This window comes from Arthrobacter globiformis, assembly GCF_030818015.1.
Classification (GTDB): Bacteria; Actinomycetota; Actinomycetes; order Actinomycetales; family Micrococcaceae; genus Arthrobacter; species Arthrobacter globiformis_C.
The window spans coordinates 3,532,471-3,553,226 of the sequence record NZ_JAUSZX010000001.1 but is presented as its reverse complement, the minus strand read 5'-3'; the positions used below and the strand labels follow the sequence as shown (position 1 = coordinate 3,553,226).

Sequence of the window (20,756 nt, the reverse complement as noted above, 5' to 3'; positions counted from 1 at the left end):
TGGCAGGAAAACCATGACGGAGCGCATTCAGGAACCTCCCAGCAAACGTCCGAACTAGTTTCAGTCCGATCGTCCATAGTTAATACAGACGCGGATGAAAGGAAGTCCAATGACTGAGCACCCAGTACCGGGCGCAGCACCTGAGAACCGAGATCCTTCAGGGCGCCCTGTTGATCCGACCCCTCGGCCTGAGCCCGCCGAGGGTCTCCAGCCTCCTGCGCAGCAGGACGGCGAATACCGCACAGCCGGCGGTTCCGAGAACCCCACGGTGCGCCTTGACTCCGATCGCAACCCCACCCGGCCGTTGTACCGGCCCGCACAGGACGCAGGCCAACCAAGCGAAGGCCAGCCCCGGGGAGTCCAGGCAGATGAAGGCCGGCCGTATGGCAGCCCCGGGGAGAACCGCGAACGCCCGCAGCAGCAGCGCTCCGGCAATCCGCACCCCGTTTACCCCCAGCATGCCCCCTTCTACGGCCAGCAGTCGGCGCCCGCGACGCAACCAATCGGTCCCCAGTACTCCCAGCACAACAATCATTCCGCTTTCCAGGACAGCCGTGCCAACCAGCCCAAGCGCAAGGCGACGTTCGGCGTCGGCACGCTCGTGGCCAGCATCCTGGCCGCAGGGCTCGTGGGCGGCGGCGTTGCGACGGTAGGCGCCGGCAACCTGTTCGACGCCGGCTCTGCGCCGGCTGTCAGTTCCGGCAGCCAGCCCGGTACGGTGATCGTCAACAACCAGGACTCGGTCAATGAGATCACGGCAGCAGCGGTCAAGGCATCCCCGAGCGTTGTGACCATCAAGGCCACCAATGGCAGCGAGGGCGGCACGGGCTCGGGAGTCATCCTCGACGACCAGGGTCACATTCTCACCAACACCCACGTGGTGACGCTGGACGGGACGGCCGCGAGCGCAGACATTGAAATCCGCACCAACGACGGGCGCGTGCTCACCGCCAAGGTCGTTGGCACAGACCCGCTCTCCGACCTTGCGGTCATCAAGGTGGACAATCCGTCCGGCCTCACGCCGGCAGTGCTGGGTGATTCCAGCAAGCTGAACGTCGGGGACACGGCTGTTGCCATCGGTTCGCCGCTCGGCCTGACCGGCACGGTGACGGACGGCATCGTCTCCACGCTCAACAGGACCATCAGCGTGGCGTCCTCGGCGGCGCCCAAGCAAGGGACAGACAATTCGCAGGGCGGTGACCAGGGATTTGAGTTCGCTCCTCCGGGCCAGGGGCAGAGCCAGAACCCGGCCAGCAAAGGATCAATTTCCATCAACGTCATCCAGACAGATGCGGCCATCAACCCGGGCAACTCCGGTGGCGCGCTGGTGAACAGCAAGGGTGAAGTGATCGGTGTCAACGTCGCGATTGCCTCCGCCGGTGGCAGCTCCGCGGCAAGCGGAACAGGCAACATCGGCGTGGGCTTCAGCATCCCGATCAACAATGCAAAGCGCGTGGCGCAGGAAATCATCGACAACGGCAAGGCCACCCACGGCCAGCTTGGCGTGAGTGTCCAGGAGAAGTCGGCATCCGCATCCGGGTTCTCAACGGGTGCCGATGTGGCCTCGGTGGAGCAGGGCTCGGCGGCGGCCAAGGCAGGGATCAAGGTGGGCGATGTGGTGACCCGCTTCAATGACCTGGCCATTAGTGACCCGAACCAGCTGACGGCTGCCGTCCGCGAGCAGCCATCCGGTTCCTCGGTGAAGATCACGGTCCTGCGCAACGGCCGCGAGCAGCAGCTGGACGTCACGCTCGGCGCAGCCGCAGAGCAGTAGCGCAGCCGCAGAGCAGCAACAGTGCACAACACGGCGGCGGCCCGCACCTGGGGGTGCGGCCCGCCGCCGTCGTTGTTCCTGCCTTTGACTCAGGCCTTTGACACAGGCGTTAACGGGACGTCATATGACGGGCCCAATATGGTTAGCTAGGAGCTACCCGTATCCCGGGCGTTCCACGGCCATGACCTCACCCGGCTGGCTATCCACAAGCACGGAAGGCTGCTGTAAATACAGTGGAAGAGACATTGAAGATCGTCGTCCTGGTCAAGCATGTGCCGGACGCCCAGTTCGACCGGCACCTCAGCGGCGAGGGCCACACCACGGACCGCGACGAGAGCATCCTGTCTGAACTGGATGAGTATGCCCTGGAGGCCGCGCTGCAGCTTGCCGAAGCGCGCGGGGGTGCCAAGGCCGGCAACAAGGTGATCGCTTTGAGCATGGGACCTGCCGGTGCCGTGAACGCCATCAAGAAGTCCCTGCAGATCGGCGCCACCGAAGGCGTGCACCTCACCGACGCCGCGCTCGCAGGCTCGGACGCAGCGGCAACCTCCCTGGCGCTCGCAGCTGCCGTCCGCCACCTCGGCGCGGACACCCCCGTGGACCTCGTGCTGACCGGCATGGCCTCCACCGACGGCGAGACGTCCCTGGTGCCCGCGCAGCTCGCCGAGCGTCTGGGTCTTCCGCAGGTTACCTTCGCCTCCTCCCTGGACGTGGACGGCGGACGTGTCTCGGCACGCCGCGATGCGGACACCCACTCGGAGACGGTTGAGGCGTCCCTGCCCGCAGTGGTCTCGGTGACCGACCAGATCAACGAGCCGCGCTACCCCAACTTCAAGGGCATCATCGCGGCCAAGCGCAAGAGCATCACCACCCTTTCCCTGGCTGACATCGGAGTCGATTCCTCCCAGGTGGGCCACGCCGGATCCTGGACGCGCGTGACGGCCGCCGAGGAACGCCCGCCGCGCACTGCCGGCACCATCATCACGGACGAAGGCGACGCCGGCATCAAGCTGGTTGACTTCCTGGCCGCCCAGAAGCTGCTCTAAGAGGACTCCACAACATGGCAAACGTACTGGTATTCATTGACAACCCCGGGCAGGCTCTCAAGAAGAGCAGCCTGGAACTCCTCACCATCGCCAGCTCGCTCGGGGAAACCGCCGTGGCGGTCAACGGCGAACTGACCGACGACGCCGCCGCCAGCCTGGGTGCCTACGGTGCGGCCACCGTCTTCCGGCCGTCCGCAACGGACCTCGACGACTACCTCGTTGCGCCGAAGGCCGCCTTCCTGGCTGCCGTGGCGGACAAGTCCGGTGCCACCACCGTCCTGCTCGAGAACTCGCCCGAGGGCAAGGAAATCGCGGCGCGGCTCGGCATCCGGCTCAGCGCCGGCGTCATCACCGACGTCGTCGCGGTCGACGCCGACGGCACCGCCCACAAGTCGGTGCTCGCCGGCTCATACACCACGACGGCGAAGGCCACCACCGCAGTCACCGTGCTGTCCGTGAAGGCAAACTCCGTGGACCCCGAACCCGCTACGGCCCCCGGCACACCCGAAACGGTGACCATTGACGCTCCCGCCGACGCAACCGCCACGGCTGCCCGCATCACCTCCCGGGAACAGAAGGTTGCCAGCGGCCGCCCCGACCTCACCGATGCGCGTATCGTGGTGGCCGGCGGACGCGGCCTCGACGGCGACTTCGGCCCCGTGGAGGAGCTGGCGGATGCCCTAGGTGCGGCCGTGGGCGCATCCCGCGCGGCAACGGACGCCGGCTGGATCAGCCACGACGCCCAGGTCGGCCAGACCGGCAAGACCGTCTCGCCGCAGCTCTACATTTCCGCCGGCATCTCCGGCGCCATCCAGCAGAAGGCCGGCATGCAGACCGCCAAGGTGATCGTCGCCGTGAACAAGGACGCCGAATCGCCCGTGTTCGAAATCGCGGACTTCGGCATCGTCGGCGATCTCTTCCAGGTGCTGCCGCAGGCAACTGAAGAAATCAAGAAGCGCAAGGGCTGAATCCTTGGCCCCAAACGCTGCACCAGCGCAGAGCCCGTTCAATCCGGAACAGCACCGGATTGAGCGGGTGCTCTGTTTCTCAGCCCATCCCGATGACATCGATTTCGGCGCCGCAGGCACCGTCGCCGCGTGGACAGCGGCCGGCGTCGAGGTGAGTTATTGCATCATGACCGACGGCGACGCCGGCGGCTTCGACCCTGCGCAACGCGCCGAAATCATTGCCCTCAGGGCTGCCGAGCAGGAACGTGCCGCGGCCCTCGTCGGCGTCACGGACATCCACTACCTGCACCAGCGGGACGGGTACCTTGAGCCGAACCACAAGGTGATGCGCGGTGTGGTGAAGCTGATCCGCGAAGTCCGGCCCGACGTCGTGCTTTCCATGCATCCGGAGCGCAACTGGAAGCGTATCCAGAAGAGCCATCCGGACCACCTGGCCGTTGGAGAGGCGGTGACCCGTGCCATCTACCCTGCAGTGGAAAACCCGTTCGCGTACCCGGACCTCGCCGAGGCCGGCCTTGAGGCCTTCAAGCTTCCCTGGCTGTGGCTCTACGCCGGTCCGGAGGAGCGCGAAAACCACTTTGTGGATGTCACGAAGCATGTGGAGAGCAAGCTCGAGGCGATCCACGTTCACGTCAGCCAGCATCCCGATGCGGAGGCCATGGAGGCCACCGTGCGGCGCGGCATGCAGGCAAACGCCGAACGTGCAGGCCTGCCCGGCGGCCGGAGCGCCGAGGCCTTCCACGTGGTCATGGTCAACGGCCCGGGGACGATCGCAGGTTTCTAGGCTGTGCTGCCAGCCTGCAGCTGAGCTGAGCTGCAGGTAGCCCGGTTCAGCGGCTGAGCGTCAGGCCCTGAGCGTCAGGCGTTCAGCGGCGCGGCAGCCACGGTGGGGGAGGTCGGGGTAGCGGATCCGCCGGCAGGCTCAACAGTGATGCCGAGCGCGGCTGCCGAGCCGATGCCCTTGACCAGGGCAGGCTTCGACAACGCCTCCGCATCCATCAGTCCCTGCGACACCGGAGTGGAGCCATCCTTCGGAATCAGCCACATCTGGTACACCTTGCCCGCGGGTGGCGGCGGCACATCCTTCATCCGCACCACCAGCGCATCATGCGACGGCGAGATCGAAACCGTGGCCGTGCCTCCGCCGCTGACGTCGACAGTCGCCTGCCGCGCGTCCTGAGCCTCGATGACCTGGTTGAAGGGATCGTTCTGGTTGGCCACATAGGCCCCGATCCCCACACCGCCGAGCGCGATCACGGCAGCAGCCGCAACACCGATCAGCCAGTTACGGAGGCCGGCCGGCCGGCGTCGTACTTCACGGCGCTGGCGCGCAGCGGAGAGTTCGTCAGCAGCGGGGGCCGGCTCCGCCGACGCATCAGCGGCAGTGTTTGCCTTGGCTGGCTCCGCCGCCGGTGCAGCAGCGGGAAGCTGCGCGACGATCCGGGCGAACAGGTCCGCAGGCGGCTCCTCCTCGGCGGTAAAGGACATGGCCAGGGTCTCCCTGGCCTGGCGGACGCGTTCATTGAAGGACGCGCGTTCAGCCTCGGGAGCGCCTGCGACGTAGGCGTCGATGGCTTCCCGCTCTGCGTCGCTGATGGCGTCCAGAGCGTAAATTTCGGCGAGCTCAACCGCCCGGCCGGCCGCAAGGTCGGTGGGAATATCGGCTGCAAATGCCCTGGGCAGCTGGCGCCCGCGGGAATCATTCGTGTCGGTCATTGTCAGCTCACCCCCAAGCAGGTCTTGAGTCGGATCAGTCCGTCGCGGATGCGGGACTTGATGGTCGGAATGGCCGTGTTCAGCTTTTCAGCCACTTCGCGGTAGGTGAGGCCGCCGTAGTAGGCGAGCCGAACGGATTCCTGCTGCGTCTGGGTCAGGGTCTCCAGGCAGCGGACGACGGCTTCGGCCTCGAGCCGGCTGTCCACCTCGTCCGAGACCGAGTCGTGGTCGATGTCCTGGCTGTTGGCGCCGTACCTGGCCTCACGCTCGCTCGCGGACTGCGATGACCGGACCCTGTCCACGGCCCGGCGGTGCGAGATGGTCATGAGCCAGGCCAGGGGACTTCCGCTCGCCGGATCGAAGCGCGCGGCGTTTTGCCAAACCTGCAGGAAGACTTCCTGGACAGCGTCCTCGCTGAGCTCCGGGTCGATTAGCACCCGGCGCGCCATGCCGAACACCCGCCGCGACGTCAGCCGGTAGAACTCGGCGAAGGACGCCTGGTCGCCGTGGGCAATCCGCTCCAGCAGCTGTGCCAGCTGCTGGTTCAGGTCGACGGCGGTGCCGGGCGGCGCGGTGGCGTCAAAGTTCGGCGCGTTGGGAGTATCCATCACCCTCAAGCATAGGTCGCCTGCTGGCGGGCGCTGCACACCGTTTCCGGCCACGGCGGCATCGTGCCGGGCAAAACGGAATGCCGTGTTGCCCGGCCTTTGTGTTGTCACCTGCCGCTCCTTACCCCCTGTGGATGTGCATCCCCTTTGGATGTGCTCAGGAGGGATTCGGCGCGGCACGGGCCTTGGATGGGTGCAGTGCAGGTGGGCTGCACTCAAAGCTGTGCGCCGGTGAAACCTTGCTGGCGCCAGGCCTCGTAGACGGCGATGGAGGCCGCGTTCGCCAGGTTCAGCGACCGCAGGGATGGCAGCATGGGCAGGCGGACCCGGGAGGTGACGTGGGGATCGCGCTTCAGGTCGTCCGGCAGGCCCACCGACTCCGGGCCGAACATCAGGACATCACCGGGCCGGTAGGCAATGTCTGTGTAGGACACCTCGCCGTCTGAGGTGAAGGCGAAGACGCGCTCCGGCTGCAGTGCCTCCCACGCGGCCTCGATGTTGGCGTGGACGGTGACCACAGCCAGGTCGTGGTAGTCCAGGCCGGCGCGGCGGAGCTTGGCATCGGAGAAGTCGAAGCCCAATGGCTCCACGAGGTGGAGTTCAGCGCCGGTGATGGCGGCGAGACGGATGGCGTTGCCCGTATTGCCGGGAATTTCAGGCGTGTGGAAGAGGATGCGGAACACGGTTCCATCCTAGCGTCGGCAAAACCTGCGCTCTTCGGTCATGACCTCAGTGCATGCCCCTGAGCAGCCTCGCGAGCACCGGAACGTTTACTGTGTTCGGCGCCGGACCGGAGGACAGGAAATCCTTGAGCCCGCGGGCCAGGCCGGCGGCATTGACCACCTGGATAATGTCGGAGCCGCCGCGGGAGCGGCGGTGGCGGTCGATGACGGGTTCGTGGAGGTTACCGTCCGGGCTGTGGACCACTGTCCATCCGGTGACGTTGAGCTCGGGAAAAATGTCCTGCATGCGCCGGACCACCTGGGCCAGCTGTGGCGGGGCGATCGACCTGCCGCCGTGGTTCAGAGTGTTTCCGTCCCAGGCGTAGGCTCCCTTGGGCAACAGCATCGAACCGATCAGTGCAAGCCGGTAGCCCGAGAGCAGGGCGTGGTCAATGTGGCTGTTGTCCGCCGGGGACTGCAGCCCGTTGATGAGGCGGGCCGCCGGAATCGCCGGCAGGACCTGCCTGCTGATCAGCTGGACCGTGCGCAGCTCCCGCTGGATCCTGGCTTCAGCGCCGAAGATGCCCCGTTTCCTGGGCATGCCGTGGACCTGCTGGCCGGCCAGCTCCGGCGGGAGGAGCGGTACGGCGCCGGGCGTGTCGAAAGGCGGCACGTAGACGGGGGCATCGGCGGAGGTGTTCCGGGGCGTTCCTGGCTTGTGGATCGTCGCCGAGGCGTGGCTGCCGGCAGCGGGGGCGTCGAAGTGCGCCTCATCGCTGTCCTGGCGGCCCCTGCGCGGGCTGGTCGCGTAGGAACGGTCATAGGCGGCCCGCCGCTGGGGGTCAATGAGCGTTTCATACGCGAGGGTGACCTGGCGGAATGTCGCGGCGTCGCCTCCGTGGTCGGGATGCGAAGCGCGGGCAGCCTTGCGGTAGGCCACCTTGATCTCCCTCTCCGTCGCGGTCACCGCCACGCGGAGCACCTCGTAGTGGGAACTGCTGCCCTTGGTCAAGCATGGTCCTTAAGTCGTTGTTGCCGGCATGCATGCGCGGCCCGGTGTGCCAAGCATATAAGCCGGTCTTGGCAGTCTCTTGAGACAACGACCGCAGCAGGGGTGCGGGTTCCCGCCGGTGGAAACGCAGGACGTCTAGACTTTTCGGAATGGGAGTTCGGACAGGTCGCGGTGGTGCCCGCCTTGCATACGTGGCGGTGGCAGCCGGTGTAGTTGCTGCCCTTTTGGGCGGCTGCAGCGTGGGGGTTCCTGATCCGGCCGCCCCAAGCAGCGTGCCCCTCACCAGCGGGCCGGGCACGCCGACCATCACGCCCGGACATGACGCCGGTGCGGTGGCCGCCCGCAACATGCCCTTCTCAGCGGGGGCCACGCTGGCGCACGGTGTTCCCGTCGGGCTGTCCGAGGACTTGGCCGAAGCGCCGCAATGGAAACAGGTGGTCAGTAACGCCGGTGGCGCAAGCCGCTATCAAAAATCCGACGGCTGCCAGGTTGCGGCCGAGGTGCGCCAGAACCAGTGGCCCCTGGTGGCGGCTGATGACAGGGAATCGACAGCCGCGCTGTTTGCCTATCTGGACCCCACCATCCTGCCCGCCTACCTGAAGCCGGCGTCGCTGCGCTGGGGCGGCGAACGGGGCAAACCCGGACCAGCGGTGGATGTACTGGTCCTGGAACGTAGCGCCAAACCAACAGGTCAGAAAGCCGGCCGGGCCACCGCGGTGCTGGCCCGGGTTTTCGGTAAGGCCGGCTCGTCCGTCTACGTGTCGGCGTCGTGCCCGACGGCGGCCGCGCTCGCCGCCGCCCGGGCAGACATTGCTCAGTGGCTGACGGTGGTTCCGCCGGGCTGATGAGGCGCTGCGGCGGTGGCCAGCCGGTTGAGGGCCAGCGCACCCACGACCAGGCCGAAGTCGCGCAGGGCGACGTCGTAGAAGGCCCCGAGGACGATCAGGTTCACGATGATCCCCAGGAGCCACGCAGCTACCACCAGCGAACCGATCCGCGGCCGGAGGGCTACCAGGATTCCGGCAATGATCTCGATGACGCCGACGGCGTACATCACCGTCTGCGCCGGCAGATGCAATGTTGCCGGAACCAACGGTGCGAGGTAGCCGGTCCACTCGGTCAGGAGGTTGGTGAACTTGTCCAGGCCGAACAGGATGGGCGCCACGGTGAAGACGGTGCGCAGGAGCAGGAACGCCTGGCGGGCGGGATCCGCCGCGAGCGTGTGCGGGCTGGCGGACTCGTTCAGTGCTGTGGTTTTCATGACGAACTCCTTCTAAAGGTAGATAGCTTGATTTTAGAACTGCGCGTCCTTCTTTAGCAACGGATCTTGATTTTAGAGTTACGCTGGACCTGTGAACCGACCAGCTGAGAACCGCGAATCAAAGCCCGCTCTGTCGTGGACCGGCCGCCTGGCCGCCCTGGCCTCGCTGGGAGATGCTGGCAGGCGGCGCCTTTTTGAGTACGTGGCCGGGCAGCCGTCGGCTGTGGGGCGGGACGACGCTGCGGCTGCGCTGGACATGCCCCGATCCACAGCGTCCTTCCACCTGGACAGGCTGGTCCGAGACGGGCTGCTCGCCGTCGAGTTCCGCAAGCGCGGCGGAAAGGCCGGCCCGGGGTCGGGCCGTCCGGCGAAGCTGTACCGCCCGGCACTGGAAGAGGTGGGGGCGTCGGTTCCGGACCGGAGCTACGACCTGGCCGGAGAGCTGATGGCCACAGCGATCGAATCCGCCATGACCGGCGGGGGAGGGGTGCGCGAGGCATTGACTGACGCGTCCTACTCCCGGGGCCGTTCCCTGGGCGGGAACGGGGCGTCCCTCGATGATCTGCTCGGCGGCGTTGGCTATATGCCGGAAAGGGACGCCGAGGGCGCAATCATCCTGATGAACTGTCCTTTCCACCGGCTCGCCGACGGGCACGCGGACGTGGTGTGTGCCATGAACGGGGCGTTTCTGAGTGGTGTTGCCGCTGCCTGCGGAGTACCGGCGGAGAAAGTGGAGGAGGACCGGGCGGTCGGGCGCTGCTGTGCCAGGATCAGGCCCTGACCGCGGCTGAAACCCGCCGGTGTTTGGAATCCTGCCGGCTCCCGATATTCTGCGGCGTCTAGACTTTAAGCGTGCCTGTTTACCTGGACCATGCCGCCACCACACCCATCGCCGCCGAAGCCCTGGCTGCCCTGACGCGCGAGCTGTCCCGGACCGGGAACCCCTCGTCCCTCCACGGCTCCGGCCGCCGGGCGAGGCGCTCGGTGGAGGACGCGCGGGAAATCCTCGCCGCCGCGGCAGGCGCCCATCCCTCGGAGGTCATCTTCACCTCGGGGGGCACCGAAGCGGACAACCTGGCCGTCAAGGGCCTGTATTGGTCCCGGCTGGCTGAAAACCCGCGCCGGCGGCGGATCCTGTGCTCCGCCGTCGAACACCATGCCGTGCTGGACACCGTGGAGTGGCTGGAGCGCCACGAAGGGGCCGAAATTGCGTGGCTGCCCGTCAACAAGGAAGGCGTGCTGGACCTCGAAGCGCTGCAGGCGGAACTGCAACGTGAGCCCGACTCCATTGCCCTGGTGACGGTCATGTGGGCCAACAACGAGGTAGGGAGCATCCAGCCCGTCCACCGGGTGGTGGAACTCGCGCACGCCGCCGGCGTCCCGGTGCATTCCGACGCAGTGCAGGCGTTTGGCTCCGTCCCCGTCGATTTCCGGGCCTCCGGGCTGGATGCCATGTCCATCTCAGGCCACAAGATCGGCGGGCCGGTTGGCGTCGGTGCGCTCATTCTTGGGCGGTCGGTGAAGCTCACTCCGGTGCAGCACGGCGGCGGCCAGGAGCGCGACGTCCGCTCGGGGACGCTCGACACGGCATCCATAGCGGCCTTCGCCGCCGCTGCTGACTCCGCCGCGAAGAACCTCGAGGCCGAGGCGGTGCGGATTTCCGGGCTGCGCGACCGGCTCATCGCGGGGGTCCGTGACGCAGTTCCGGCCGCGGTGTTGCGCGGGCCGGAGGGCGAAGGGCGGCTGCCCGGTAACGCCCATTTCACGTTCCCTGGCTGCGAGGGTGACTCCCTGCTGTTTCTCCTGGACCTCGCCGGCGTCGAATCGTCCACCGGCTCCGCCTGCACGGCGGGTGTCCCGCGTCCGTCGCACGTCCTCCTTGCCATGGGCCTGGACGAGGAGACCGCGCGTGGTGCCCAGCGCTTCACGCTTGGGCATCCGTCGACGGAAGCGGACGTGGACGCACTCCTCGCGGCCCTGCCCGGCGCTTATGCCCGGGCGCGGCAGGCCGGAATGGCCGGACACGAATCCTCCATTCAGACGGCTGCCACTGTTGCCCGTCAGGGTTCCGGCATCAGCTGATCGAGGGGAACCGCCTGGTCGGCCAGGCGCCCGGCAGGCACCTCGGCCCGGGCGGAGATGAGCGCCTTGATGGTCTTCTGGGCACTCGGTTTGACGGACCTCGGCCAGTTGACGCTCATGCCGGCCACGACGCGCCCGTCCTGCTGCCAGAACGCCACGAACTCCTTGCTGTCGAGCGAGCCGCGGATGACCGGAGCAGCCTTTGCTGCGAGGGACGGGAAGCCGGAGTACTCCATGCTGATGTCGAATTGGTCGGTGTAGAAGTAGGGAACCATGTCCAGGGCGACGTCCTGGCCGAGCATGGCCTTGGCCGCCACCTTGCCGCCGTTGAGCGCATTGGACCAGTGTTCGCTGCGGTGGTGCTCGCCCGTGAACGGATGCAGCGCATTGGCGGCGTCGCCGGCGGCAAAAATATCCGGGGCGCTGGTGCGCAGCGAAGCGTCAGTGACGATGCCGTTGCGGACCTCCAGCCCGGCCGCGGCGGCAAGTGCCGTTTCCGGAGCCACTCCCACAGCGATGACCACGATGTCCGCGGGCAGGAGCTCGCCGGCGTCGGTCACCACGCCCGTCACCTTTCCGTCTTGTCCGGTGATCTCCTGGGCGGGAGGCGGGAAGCCGGAAGCGGACTCCGTTGTCCTCGTGCAGGGTGCGGAAGAAGCCGCCAAGCTCCGGGCCGATCGCCGCTGCGAGCGGGATGTCCTCAAGCCCGAGCAGCGTGACCTGGTTGCCGTAGGTGCTTGCCGCCGCGGCCAGTTCCATCCCGATCCAGCCGGAGCCGATGAGGACAACGTTCCGGCCGCCGGACACCAGCTGTTCCCGAAGGCGGCGGCTGTCATCGAGCGTGCGGAAGGTGCTGACGCCGTCCAGTTCCGCGCCGCTCAATGGCAGCGTCCGGGGCGTGGCGCCAGGCGCCAGCAGCAGTGCCCCGTACCCCTGGACTGTCCCGTCTGCGAAGCGGACAGTGTGTGCCGCAGGATCGACCGACGCCACCGGGGTGTCCAGCCGGAGGCTGACGTTGTTGTCGGCGTACCAGCTCTCCGGCACGATCTCGACGGCATCCTCCCCGGCTTTGCCGAGCAGGTATTCCTTGGACAGCGGCGGCCGGAGATAGGGAGGGTGCGGCTCGGTGCCGGCGATGGTGATGTTCCCGGCGTACCCTTCGGCACGCAGGGTGCGGGCCGCCGTCGCGCCGGCCAGCCCGGCGCCGGCGATGACAATGCTTTCAGGGGTCATGGCGCTACTCGATTCGGCCGGCAGGCCAGCGGCCCGCGTTCTAAAAACGGTACTCGTGACTTTAGAAGGGCGAACGGGAACCGTCAAGGAGATTTAGGCCCTCATTCCGGCTGGCAGTAGAATAGTTCGGCAACCGGTGTCAACAGAAAGCCATAATGCGAGTTCTAGCAGCCATGAGCGGCGGAGTTGACTCCGCCGTCGCAGCCGCCCGCGCCGTCGAGGCGGGGCACGACGTCGTCGGCGTCCACCTCGCTCTGTCGAGGATGCCGGGCACCCTGCGCACCGGCAGCAGGGGCTGCTGCACCATTGAAGATTCGCGCGATGCCTGGCGGGCCTGCGACGTCCTGGGGATTCCCTACTACGTGTGGGATTTCTCCGAGCGGTTCAAGGAGGATGTGGTCCAGGACTTCATCGACGAGTACGCCGCCGGCCGCACCCCCAACCCCTGCATGCGCTGCAACGAGCGCATCAAGTTTGCTGCCCTGCTCGAAAAGGCGATCGCCCTCGGGTTCGATGCCGTCTGCACCGGCCACTACGCCAAGGTGATCGAGGACGCCGACGGAAACCGCGAGCTGCATCGCGCCGCCGATTGGGCCAAAGACCAGAGCTACGTCCTGGGCGTACTCACCCATGAGCAGCTGAAGCACTCCATGTTCCCGCTTGCGGACACGCCGTCCAAGGCGGAAGTGCGCGCGGAAGCCGAACGGCGCGGGCTGTCCGTGGCCAACAAGCCGGACAGCCACGACATCTGCTTCATCCCGGACGGTGACACCGCCGGATGGCTCGCGGAAAAGATCGACATGACCACGGGTGACGTCGTCGATGAGACCGGCGCCAAGGTGGGCGAACACGGCGGAGCGAACGCGTTCACCGTCGGGCAGCGGCGGGGGCTGAAGCTTGGCCGGCCGGCGGCGGACGGCAAGCCGCGGTTCGTGCTGGAGATCCGGCCGAAAGAAAACAAGGTGGTGGTGGGGCCTGAGGCCCTGCTGGCCATCGACGAGATCCGCGGCATCAAGGTTTCCTGGGCCGGCCTGCCCATCGATGAGGTCGGCTCCGGCGCCGACTTTGACTGCCATGCGCAGGTCCGCGCGCACGGTGACCCCGTACCTGCCATTGCGCGGATGGAGCGTCTCGCTGACGACGCCGGGATCGAGCGGGACAGCCTCGTGGTGACCCTGACGGATCCCCTGCGCGGTGTTTCACCGGGCCAGACCGTGGTGCTCTACCAGGGCAGCAGGGTCCTCGGCCAGGCGACCATCGACGCTGCTCGGTCCCTGCAGCGGGCACAACTTTAACCGTGCTCCGGTTTCCGGAGTGAGAGCGGCCGGCGGATTGTTCCGCCGGCCGTTTTTTGTTGCCACTTCCTGGTTTCCGACCGTTCGGTCAGTGGACGGCAAGCCCGTCTGGTAAATTTTGTGTCTCAACTCACACGATGCAATGTTTCACCGGGCAACCTTCTGGTTGAATCAGAGGCATCAGCGGGCTGCCCGCACACGAGTCAGATCGGGCACCCCGCGCGTACTCATCGAACAGAAAGTTCACAGATGGCAAAGAATCAGAGGGCCTTGCGGAGCGCTATCGCGCTGGCAGGCGTTTCCGCTTTCGCACTCACAGCCTGCACCGGCCCTTCCGGTGGCGGCGGCACGTCCACCGGCGGCGCCGGCGGAGGCACCATCACCTACGGGACCACGGACAAGGTCGTCACCCTGGACCCGGCCGGCTCCTACGACGCCGGCTCGTTCATGGTGATGAACCAGGTCTATCCGTTCCTCATGAACTCCAAGCCGGGATCTCCGGAGGCCAGCCCCGACATCGTGGAGTCCGCCTCATTCACGAGCCCCACGGAATACACGGTCAAGCTCAAGCCGGGCCTCAAGTTCGCGAACGGCCACGCGCTCACGTCCTCAGATGTGAAGTTCTCGATCGACCGCGTGGTCAAGATCGCCGACCCCAACGGGCCGGCTTCGCTGCTCTCGAACCTGAAATCGGTGGCAGCCAAGGATGATTCCACGGTCGTTTTCACGCTCAAGGCAGCCAATGATCAGGTCTTCCCAAGCGTGCTCGGTACCAATGCCGGGCCCGTCATCGATGAAGAAGTCTTTCCGGCAAACAAGATCATGGGCGACGACGACATCGTCAAGGGCAAGCCCTTCGCGGGTCAGTACACGATCGAGAGCTACAAGAAGAACGAGTTGGTCAGCCTCAAAGCCAACCCGGACTACCAGGGCATCCTCGGCAAACCCGCCAATGACGGCGCCAACATCAAATACTATGCCGACTCCAACAACCTGAAGCTGGACGTGCAGCAGGGCAACATCGACGTCGCCGGCCGCAGCCTCACAGCCACCGACGCGGCCGACTTGGAAAAGGATTCCAAGGTCAAGGTCCACAAGGGCCCCGGTGGCGAACTGCGCTACATCGTGTTCAACTTCGACACCATGCCCTTCGGCGCCAAGACAGCCGACGCCGACGCCAAGAAGGCGCTGGCTGTGCGCCAGGCCATGGCCAACATCGTGGACCGCGACGCTATCGCCACCCAAGTCTACAAGGGCACGTACCTGCCGGCGTACTCCGTCGTTCCGGACGGACTGCCGGGCGCAGCCCAACCCCTCAAGGAAATGTACGGCGACGGCAACGGCAAGCCCGATGTTGAAAAGGCCAAGAAGGCATTCGCCGACGCCGGCATCACCGGCACGGTTAACATCAAGCTCCAGTACAACCCCGACCACTATGGCAAGTCCTCGGGCGATGAATACGCCATGGTCAAGGAACAGCTGGAAAAGTCGGGCCTGTTCAAGGTGGACCTCCAGTCCACCGAATGGGTCACCTACTCCAAGGCACGCACCGCAGACGCCTACCCCGTCTACCAGCTTGGCTGGTTCCCGGACTATTCCGACGCCGACAACTACCTGACGCCGTTCTTTCTCCCGGGCAACTTCCTCAAGAACCACTACGAAAACCCGGCCGTCACTGACGTCATCAAGAAGCAACTGGTCACGGCTGACAAGACCGAGCGCGAAAAGCTCATCGGTGACGTCCAGACGGCCGTCGCCAAGGACCTTTCAACGTTGCCGTTGCTGCAGGGCGCCCAGCTGATGGTGGCTGGCGCGGATGTCAAGGGTGTGGAACAAACGCTGGATCCTTCGTTCAAGACGCGTCTCGGCGTAATCTCCAAGTAGGCGCGCCGACCTAACGTCCTGACCGGCCAAGGAGGCGGGGCGCTTACCAGGCGTCCCGCCTTCGCGCTGGTTCCAGAACAGCCGATTCCGGATCCCACAAGGCTTCCGGAAACACAGAATCAGGCAGTAATGACAACTCTCATCGAAGCGCCGCCAAGCGACGCCGACGGCCTTTTGCCGACAAAGAAAAAGAAGTCCGGCGGGGGACTGGGCCAATACCTTATGATCAGGTTCCTCCTGATCTTCCCCACAATCTTCATCCTGGTCACCATGGTGTTCTTCCTCATGAGGATCACCGGCGATCCCATCACCGCCGCCATGGGCGGCCGGCTGCCCCCGGACCAGCTGCAGGAGCGGATCCATGCGGCCGGCTATGACCGCCCGCTTCCCGTGCAGTACTTCGAATACCTGGGCCAGCTTGTCACGGGCAACTTCGGCACCACGCTGTCCGACAACCGCAAAGTCACCGAAATGCTGGCGACGTACGGTTCAGCCACCCTCGAACTGACCATCAATGCGCTGATCGTCGCGCTGCTGGTGGGCATTCCGTTCGGGATGGTCGCCGCGCACCGGCGTGACCACCTTCCCGACGCCGTGCTGCGGGTCTTTGCCATCCTTTGCTACGCCACTCCCGTGTTCTTTGCCGGGCTCCTGCTGAAGCTGACGTTCTCCGTTTGGCTTGGCTGGCTCCCCGTGGCGGGGCGGGCGAAGACCTCCAGCGAACTTGCCCTCACCGGACTGCAGGCGCCAACAGGAATCTATTGGCTCGACGCGCTCAGAAGCGGCAATATGGCCGCACTCGGCGATGTGATGGCGCACGCGGTCCTGCCCGCCGTTGCCCTGGGCCTGCTGACAGCCGGCATTTTCCTCCGGCTGGTGCGCACCAATGTCATCGGCACCCTGGGCCGAGATTACATCGAGGCGGGGCGTTCGCGGGGCGTCAGCGAGTTCCGGTTGGTCACCAAACACGCCTACAAGCCTGCCCTGATCCCCATCATCACCGTGATGGGCCTGCAGATCGCCGTGATGCTTGGCGGCGCCGTGCTGACCGAAAAAACGTTCGAGTGGAAGGGGCTGGGCTTCCAGCTGGCCAACTACCTGACGGCCCGGGATTTCGTGGCGGTCCAAGGCATCGTGGTGCTCCTGGCCGTGATCGTCGCCGTCACCAACTTCATCGTGGACATCGTGGCCGCGCTGATCGATCCCCGTGTGAGGTACTGACATGAGCATCACCACTCCAGTGAAAGCCACGGCAGACCGCAGGGCGCCGCTGCTCAAGCGGCTGCCCGTTATCTCCCACTTCAACAAGAGCGTCGGACTCCAGCGGGGGATGCTCGTCGTCGGCCTCGTCCTGACCGGCGTCTTCCTCCTCACAGCCATCTTCGCGCCGCTCCTTGCCCCCTACGGATTCGCGCAGCTCTCCGACGCCGACGGCAGCTTCCCCACACAGCAGCCTCCCGGCGGAAAGCATCCGCTGGGCACCACCGTGGGCGGCTACGATGTCCTGTCCCGGGTCATCTGGGGCTCCCAGACCGCCATCCTCGTGATCGTGGTGGCCGTCGTCCTGTCCATCTTCGCCGGTGTCATCCTCGGCCTGGTGAGCGGATACCTCGGCGGCTGGCTCGACCGCATCCTCGTGGTCGTGGCAGACGCCATCTACGCGTTCCCGTCCCTGCTGGTGGCCATCGTCATGGCCATCGTCATCAGCGGCGGCGAGTCCAGCCTCTTTGGCGGCGTGCTTGCCGCGGCGATCTCCATCACCGTGGTGTTCATTCCGCAGTACTTCCGGGTCATCAGGGCGGAGACGATCAGGCTCAAGGCGGAACCCTTCGTCGAATCGGCGAAGGTGGTGGGCGCGTCAAGCATCCGCATCATGGGCAGGCATATCTACCGCAATGCCACCCGGACCCTTCCGCTGATTTTCACACTGAATGCGTCCGAGGCAATCCTGACCCTGGCGGGCCTGGGCTTCCTGGGATTCGGCATCGAACCCTCGTCCGCTGCCGAATGGGGTTTCGACCTCAACAAGGCACTCGCGGACACAACGTCCGGCATCTGGTGGACCGGCGTGTTCCCGGGCCTTGCCATCGTCTGGACAGTCCTTGGCCTCACGCTCGTGGGGGAGAGCATCAACGACCTTAACGATCCCCGCCTCCGCGGCCGCAAGCGCGCCGGGACCAAGGGCGGAGCGGACTCCACCGCGGCCGCCCAGGCAGCCATTTCAGCAGATGTGAGAAGCTCATGACCATCAACATCGGATCGGTTTCAGACCGGCACCCGGCCGGCACCGGACCCGTGCTGGACATCGACCACCTCAAGGTCACGTTCGCCACCGACGCCGGGGACGTGTACGCAGTCAAGGACGTGAGCCTTGAAGTGAGGGCGGGGGAGGTGCTCGCCATTGTCGGCGAGTCCGGCTCTGGCAAGACCGTGACGGCCAAGACCATCCTGGGCCTGCTGCCGGAAACCGCCATCAGCTCCGGCGCGGTGCTGATCAACGGCAGCAACGTCATCAGCGTCAGCCCCGGGAAGCTCCGGCAGATCCGGGGGCGGGACGTTGCCATGGTCTTCCAGGAGCCGTCCACGGCATTGAACCCAGTGTTCACGGTCGGCTGGCAGATCGCCGAAGGGATCCTCGCCCACGCAGGCCGGGACGGCGGCAAGCGGGTCACGGCGAAGGAGGCGAAGGCCAGGGCCGTCGAAGCCCTGCGCAAAGTGGGCATCCCGGACCCCGAAACGCGCGTCAACTACTACCCCCATCAGTTCTCCGGCGGCCAGAAACAGCGCGTGGTCATCGCCGCTGCGCTCGCCCTGAACCCCGGGCTGATCGTGGCTGACGAACCCACCACCGCGCTGGACGTCACCGTGCAGGCGGAGATCCTCGATCTCCTGCGGGACTTGAGGGACAAGTACGGGACGTCCATTGTGCTGATCACGCACAACATGGGCGTGGTAGCCGACCTCGCGGACCGCGTCGTGGTGATGTACCAGGGTGACGTCGTCGAGGAGGCCTCGGCGAAGTCCCTCTTCGCCGAGCCGCGGCAGGACTACACCCGGAAGCTGCTGGCCGCCGTGCCGCACCTTGGCCGGCATTCGGCATCGGAAGGCATGACGGAACGGGCGCACCAGGACGGCAAGGTCCTGGTGGAGGCGAAGGGCCTCACCATCGAGTATCCCGGACGGCTGGGCAGCCCCGCATTCAAGGCTGTGGACGGCGTCAGCTTCACGGTATCCGAGGGCGAGGTGTTCGGTCTCGTCGGCGAATCGGGGTCGGGCAAGACAACCATCGGGCGGGCCATCGCCGGCCTCAACCGGACCACCGGCGGGAGCCTGAACGTGCTCGGCTACGAGATGCTGAACTTCAAGGAACGGAGCTTCAAGCCGCTCCGGAAGGAGATCGGGTTCGTCTTCCAGGACCCGGCGGCGTCCTTCAACCCCCAGCTGACCATCGGCGACTGCGTCGCCGAACCGCTGGTCATCCACACCAACCCGTCACCGGCGCAGGCGCGCAAACGCGTTGGTGAACTGCTGGAGTCAGTCCAGCTGCCGGCGTCGTACGCTGACCGTTTCCCGCACGAGCTCAGCGGCGGGCAGCGCCAGCGCGCATCCCTGGCGCGGGCGCTGATCCTGAATCCGAAACTGCTCATCGCCGATGAGCCGACGTCGGCGCTGGACGTTTCGGTGCAGGCGAAAGTGTTGGAGCTCTTCCGGGAAATCCAGCAGGAGTTCGGGTTCGCGGCGCTGTTCATCAGCCACGACCTCGCGGTGGTGGACATGCTGGCGCACTGGGTCGGGGTGCTGTACAAAGGCAAACTCGTTGAGCAGGGGATTGGCCACCACGTCATGGGTGCTCCGCAGCATGACTACACGAAGCGCCTGATCGCCTCCCTGCCTGTCCCGGATCCCGCCGAGCAGGCCAAGCGCCGGGAGGGCCACCGGACACTGCTGGGCATCTAGAACGCTGGGTATCTAGCCGGAAATTGCACGGCAGGCCCGTGTCCCACCTTTCGCCAAGATCGGGGATACGGGCCTGCTGCCCTATTCAGAGACCACCTTGATGTTGAACACCCTGTCCCCCTGCTTCAGGAAAATCCGCAGCCACAGCGGCAGCCACATTTCCAGGCCCCGTGCCGCCTCGAGCGGGCCCAGGTCCCTGATGTGTTCGGGCCGCCAGCCGAACACCCGCAGGAGTCCGGCCACCACTTCCTTGGCCTCCGCGTCGTCCCCGGCCATGAACACGTCGTGATCCCCACCTGACAGCCGGTCCGGGGCCACCATGACATCGGCGCGCATTGTGTTCAGTGCTTTCACCACGCGGGCCGTGGGAAACGCCCGTTGGATGGTTTCCGCCAGGCTGTCGGTGTTCGAGATGGAGAGCGACGGCGGGAAGCCGGCCGAATGGTCCAGCGGGTTGGCCACATCGATCAGCACCTTGCCGGCGAGGTTCTTCGTGCTGGCCGCGGCCAGCACTTCGAGCGAAACAGTTCCGGGCGTGGCATTGATGACCAGCTCTGCCTCCGCCGCGGCGTCGAAGAAGGTCGCGGCCTTGGCCCGCGGCCCCGCTTCCGCTGCCCACCCCACGGCAGCTTCGTTGGTGGCGCGCCGCGACCCGAGAACGACGTCGTGCCCGGACTCCACGAGTTTTCCCGCCAGGGTCCTGCCCACCACTCCGGTACCAAGAACTGCGATCCTCATGTGCATCTCCCTCATCGGTATGTGCGAACACCTACATTCTCTGCCAGCATCCTTAACACGGGCAGAGAGTCCTGCGGTGCCCATAGACTGGAACCATGACCGAGCTAAACCATGATTTGCGTGACACCGACTCCTACAATCCCGCCGCCAGCTCCCTGGCCGGGCATGTGGATCCTGCGGTGATGGCGGAGCTGCTGTCAATCCGGTCGAGCATCGACAACATCGATGCAACCCTCGTATACCTCCTGGCCGAGCGGTTCAAAGCGACGCAGAAAGTGGGCTTCCTCAAGGCCGCCCACCGTCTGCCGGCCGGGGATCCCGGGCGGGAAACCGCCCAGATTGCCCGGCTCCGCCGCCTTGCCGAGGACGCGCAGCTGGATCCGGCGTTTGCGGAGAAGTTCCTAAACTTCATCATCGGCGAGGTGATCCGGCACCACGAGGCGATCGCCGAGGACCACAATGCCGCCGGTGGGCCTTCCAACGGGACGGCCAGCCCAACAGCTCCGCTGACCGCCTAAGC

Annotated in this window: 21 protein-coding genes; 13 read left to right on the top strand and 8 right to left on the bottom strand. The window is 66.1% G+C overall.

Features of this window, described 5'->3' with window-relative positions; all coding sequences use genetic code 11:
• Nucleotides 1-109 precede the first annotated feature (109 nt).
• From QFZ23_RS16625 to QFZ23_RS16610, 4 genes are all read left to right on the top strand, one after another.
• Nucleotides 110-1,774, top strand: a complete 1,665-nt coding sequence (locus QFZ23_RS16625; RefSeq protein ID WP_306924552.1) for a S1C family serine protease — start codon at nt 110-112, stop codon at nt 1,772-1,774.
• Nucleotides 1,775-2,019: 245 nt separating this feature from the next.
• Nucleotides 2,020-2,820, top strand: a complete 801-nt coding sequence (locus tag QFZ23_RS16620; protein WP_102971961.1) for an electron transfer flavoprotein subunit beta/FixA family protein — start codon at nt 2,020-2,022, stop codon at nt 2,818-2,820.
• Nucleotides 2,821-2,834: 14 nt separating this feature from the next.
• On the top strand, nt 2,835-3,788 hold the full coding sequence (locus QFZ23_RS16615; protein WP_306924550.1) for an electron transfer flavoprotein subunit alpha/FixB family protein: 954 nt from the start codon (nt 2,835-2,837) through the stop codon (nt 3,786-3,788).
• Between the two features lie 4 nt (nt 3,789-3,792).
• The gene (locus QFZ23_RS16610; protein ID WP_306924548.1) at nt 3,793-4,572 is read left to right on the top strand and encodes a PIG-L deacetylase family protein; all 780 of its coding nucleotides are present in this window, start codon (nt 3,793-3,795) and stop codon (nt 4,570-4,572) included.
• A 74-nt stretch (nt 4,573-4,646) separates the two neighbouring features.
• Here QFZ23_RS16610 and QFZ23_RS16605 read toward each other — a convergent pair whose 3' ends face one another.
• From QFZ23_RS16605 to QFZ23_RS16590, 4 genes are all read right to left on the bottom strand, one after another.
• Nucleotides 4,647-5,504, bottom strand: a complete 858-nt coding sequence (locus QFZ23_RS16605; protein ID WP_306924546.1) for an anti-sigma factor — start codon at nt 5,502-5,504, stop codon at nt 4,647-4,649.
• A gap of 2 nt (nt 5,505-5,506) precedes the next feature.
• The gene (gene sigK / locus QFZ23_RS16600) at nt 5,507-6,112 is read right to left on the bottom strand and encodes an ECF RNA polymerase sigma factor SigK (protein WP_306926906.1); all 606 of its coding nucleotides are present in this window, start codon (nt 6,110-6,112) and stop codon (nt 5,507-5,509) included.
• 215 nt (nt 6,113-6,327) lie between these two features.
• Nucleotides 6,328-6,795: a tRNA (cytidine(34)-2'-O)-methyltransferase gene (locus tag QFZ23_RS16595; protein WP_306924544.1), complete on the bottom strand. Its 468-nt coding sequence runs from the start codon at nt 6,793-6,795 to the stop codon at nt 6,328-6,330.
• A 46-nt stretch (nt 6,796-6,841) separates the two neighbouring features.
• Complete coding sequence (locus QFZ23_RS16590) at nt 6,842-7,786, bottom strand: J domain-containing protein (protein WP_306924542.1); 945 nt, start codon at nt 7,784-7,786, stop codon at nt 6,842-6,844.
• Between the two features lie 149 nt (nt 7,787-7,935).
• On the opposite strand from QFZ23_RS16590, the gene QFZ23_RS16585 reads away from it, so the two are divergent.
• Nucleotides 7,936-8,631: a hypothetical protein gene (locus QFZ23_RS16585; RefSeq protein WP_306924541.1), complete on the top strand. Its 696-nt coding sequence runs from the start codon at nt 7,936-7,938 to the stop codon at nt 8,629-8,631.
• Here the strand turns inward: QFZ23_RS16585 and QFZ23_RS16580 are convergent.
• Entirely contained in the window at nt 8,601-9,047 is a 447-nt protein-coding gene (locus tag QFZ23_RS16580) for a hypothetical protein (protein WP_306924540.1), read from the bottom strand. The genes QFZ23_RS16585 and QFZ23_RS16580 overlap by 31 nt on opposite strands.
• Before the next feature lie 91 nt (nt 9,048-9,138).
• Here QFZ23_RS16580 and QFZ23_RS16575 point away from each other — a divergent pair, with 91 nt between their 5' ends.
• Both QFZ23_RS16575 and QFZ23_RS16570 read left to right on the top strand, forming a co-directional pair.
• Nucleotides 9,139-9,828, top strand: a complete 690-nt coding sequence (locus tag QFZ23_RS16575) for a helix-turn-helix transcriptional regulator (RefSeq protein WP_306924538.1) — start codon at nt 9,139-9,141, stop codon at nt 9,826-9,828.
• 71 nt (nt 9,829-9,899) lie between these two features.
• The gene (locus QFZ23_RS16570) at nt 9,900-11,129 is read left to right on the top strand and encodes a cysteine desulfurase family protein (protein WP_306924536.1); all 1,230 of its coding nucleotides are present in this window, start codon (nt 9,900-9,902) and stop codon (nt 11,127-11,129) included.
• On the opposite strand, the gene QFZ23_RS16565 is transcribed toward QFZ23_RS16570, so the two are convergent.
• Together QFZ23_RS16565 and QFZ23_RS16560 are read right to left on the bottom strand one after the other, a co-directional pair.
• Entirely contained in the window at nt 11,108-11,689 is a 582-nt protein-coding gene (locus QFZ23_RS16565) for an FAD-dependent oxidoreductase (protein WP_306926904.1), read from the bottom strand. The two genes, QFZ23_RS16570 and QFZ23_RS16565, sit on opposite strands and share 22 nt — an antisense overlap.
• Nucleotides 11,571-12,362 carry an NAD(P)/FAD-dependent oxidoreductase gene (locus tag QFZ23_RS16560; RefSeq protein ID WP_306924534.1) on the bottom strand — a complete coding sequence of 264 codons (792 nt, stop codon included), beginning with the start codon at nt 12,360-12,362 and terminating at the stop codon, nt 11,571-11,573. The genes QFZ23_RS16565 and QFZ23_RS16560 overlap by 119 nt, the downstream gene beginning before the upstream one ends.
• A 155-nt stretch (nt 12,363-12,517) precedes the next feature.
• Here QFZ23_RS16560 and mnmA point away from each other — a divergent pair, with 155 nt between their 5' ends.
• The 5 genes from mnmA (at nt 12,518) to QFZ23_RS16535 (ending at nt 19,498) form a co-directional block, all read left to right on the top strand.
• Nucleotides 12,518-13,657, top strand: a complete 1,140-nt coding sequence (gene mnmA, locus QFZ23_RS16555) for a tRNA 2-thiouridine(34) synthase MnmA (protein ID WP_306924532.1) — start codon at nt 12,518-12,520, stop codon at nt 13,655-13,657.
• A 249-nt stretch (nt 13,658-13,906) separates the two neighbouring features.
• The gene (locus QFZ23_RS16550; RefSeq protein WP_306924530.1) at nt 13,907-15,541 is read left to right on the top strand and encodes an ABC transporter substrate-binding protein; all 1,635 of its coding nucleotides are present in this window, start codon (nt 13,907-13,909) and stop codon (nt 15,539-15,541) included.
• A 129-nt stretch (nt 15,542-15,670) separates the two neighbouring features.
• The gene (locus QFZ23_RS16545; RefSeq protein ID WP_306924529.1) at nt 15,671-16,762 is read left to right on the top strand and encodes an ABC transporter permease; all 1,092 of its coding nucleotides are present in this window, start codon (nt 15,671-15,673) and stop codon (nt 16,760-16,762) included.
• A gap of 1 nt (nt 16,763) precedes the next feature.
• Entirely contained in the window at nt 16,764-17,786 is a 1,023-nt protein-coding gene (locus tag QFZ23_RS16540) for an ABC transporter permease (protein ID WP_306924527.1), read from the top strand.
• On the top strand, nt 17,783-19,498 hold the full coding sequence (locus QFZ23_RS16535) for an ABC transporter ATP-binding protein (protein ID WP_306924526.1): 1,716 nt from the start codon (nt 17,783-17,785) through the stop codon (nt 19,496-19,498). The genes QFZ23_RS16540 and QFZ23_RS16535 overlap by 4 nt, the downstream gene beginning before the upstream one ends.
• Nucleotides 19,499-19,579: 81 nt before the next feature.
• Here QFZ23_RS16535 and QFZ23_RS16530 read toward each other — a convergent pair whose 3' ends face one another.
• A complete protein-coding gene (locus QFZ23_RS16530) occupies nt 19,580-20,236 on the bottom strand; it encodes an NADPH-dependent F420 reductase (protein WP_306924524.1) in 657 nt (218 codons plus the stop codon).
• 95 nt (nt 20,237-20,331) lie between these two features.
• On the opposite strand from QFZ23_RS16530, the gene QFZ23_RS16525 reads away from it, so the two are divergent.
• Complete coding sequence (locus QFZ23_RS16525) at nt 20,332-20,754, top strand: chorismate mutase (RefSeq protein WP_306924522.1); 423 nt, start codon at nt 20,332-20,334, stop codon at nt 20,752-20,754.
• Nucleotides 20,755-20,756 lie beyond the last annotated feature (2 nt).

What these genes read in the sequence shown, in the direction of transcription:
- QFZ23_RS16605 (WP_306924546.1), bottom strand. Translation starts at nt 5,504, where the DNA reads ATGACCGACACGAATGATTCCCGCGGGCGCCAGCTGCCCAGGGCATTT.
- QFZ23_RS16545 (WP_306924529.1), top strand. Translation starts at nt 15,671, where the DNA reads ATGACAACTCTCATCGAAGCGCCGCCAAGCGACGCCGACGGCCTTTTG.
- QFZ23_RS16615 (WP_306924550.1), top strand. Translation starts at nt 2,835, where the DNA reads ATGGCAAACGTACTGGTATTCATTGACAACCCCGGGCAGGCTCTCAAG.
- QFZ23_RS16585 (WP_306924541.1), top strand. Translation starts at nt 7,936, where the DNA reads ATGGGAGTTCGGACAGGTCGCGGTGGTGCCCGCCTTGCATACGTGGCG.
- sigK (WP_306926906.1), bottom strand. Translation starts at nt 6,112, where the DNA reads ATGGATACTCCCAACGCGCCGAACTTTGACGCCACCGCGCCGCCCGGC.
- QFZ23_RS16535 (WP_306924526.1), top strand. Translation starts at nt 17,783, where the DNA reads ATGACCATCAACATCGGATCGGTTTCAGACCGGCACCCGGCCGGCACC.
- mnmA (WP_306924532.1), top strand. Translation starts at nt 12,518, where the DNA reads ATGCGAGTTCTAGCAGCCATGAGCGGCGGAGTTGACTCCGCCGTCGCA.
- QFZ23_RS16550 (WP_306924530.1), top strand. Translation starts at nt 13,907, where the DNA reads ATGGCAAAGAATCAGAGGGCCTTGCGGAGCGCTATCGCGCTGGCAGGC.
- QFZ23_RS16540 (WP_306924527.1), top strand. Translation starts at nt 16,764, where the DNA reads ATGAGCATCACCACTCCAGTGAAAGCCACGGCAGACCGCAGGGCGCCG.
- QFZ23_RS16560 (WP_306924534.1), bottom strand. Translation starts at nt 12,362, where the DNA reads ATGACCCCTGAAAGCATTGTCATCGCCGGCGCCGGGCTGGCCGGCGCG.
- QFZ23_RS16530 (WP_306924524.1), bottom strand. Translation starts at nt 20,236, where the DNA reads ATGAGGATCGCAGTTCTTGGTACCGGAGTGGTGGGCAGGACCCTGGCG.
- QFZ23_RS16525 (WP_306924522.1), top strand. Translation starts at nt 20,332, where the DNA reads ATGACCGAGCTAAACCATGATTTGCGTGACACCGACTCCTACAATCCC.
- QFZ23_RS16625 (WP_306924552.1), top strand. Translation starts at nt 110, where the DNA reads ATGACTGAGCACCCAGTACCGGGCGCAGCACCTGAGAACCGAGATCCT.
- QFZ23_RS16580 (WP_306924540.1), bottom strand. Translation starts at nt 9,047, where the DNA reads ATGAAAACCACAGCACTGAACGAGTCCGCCAGCCCGCACACGCTCGCG.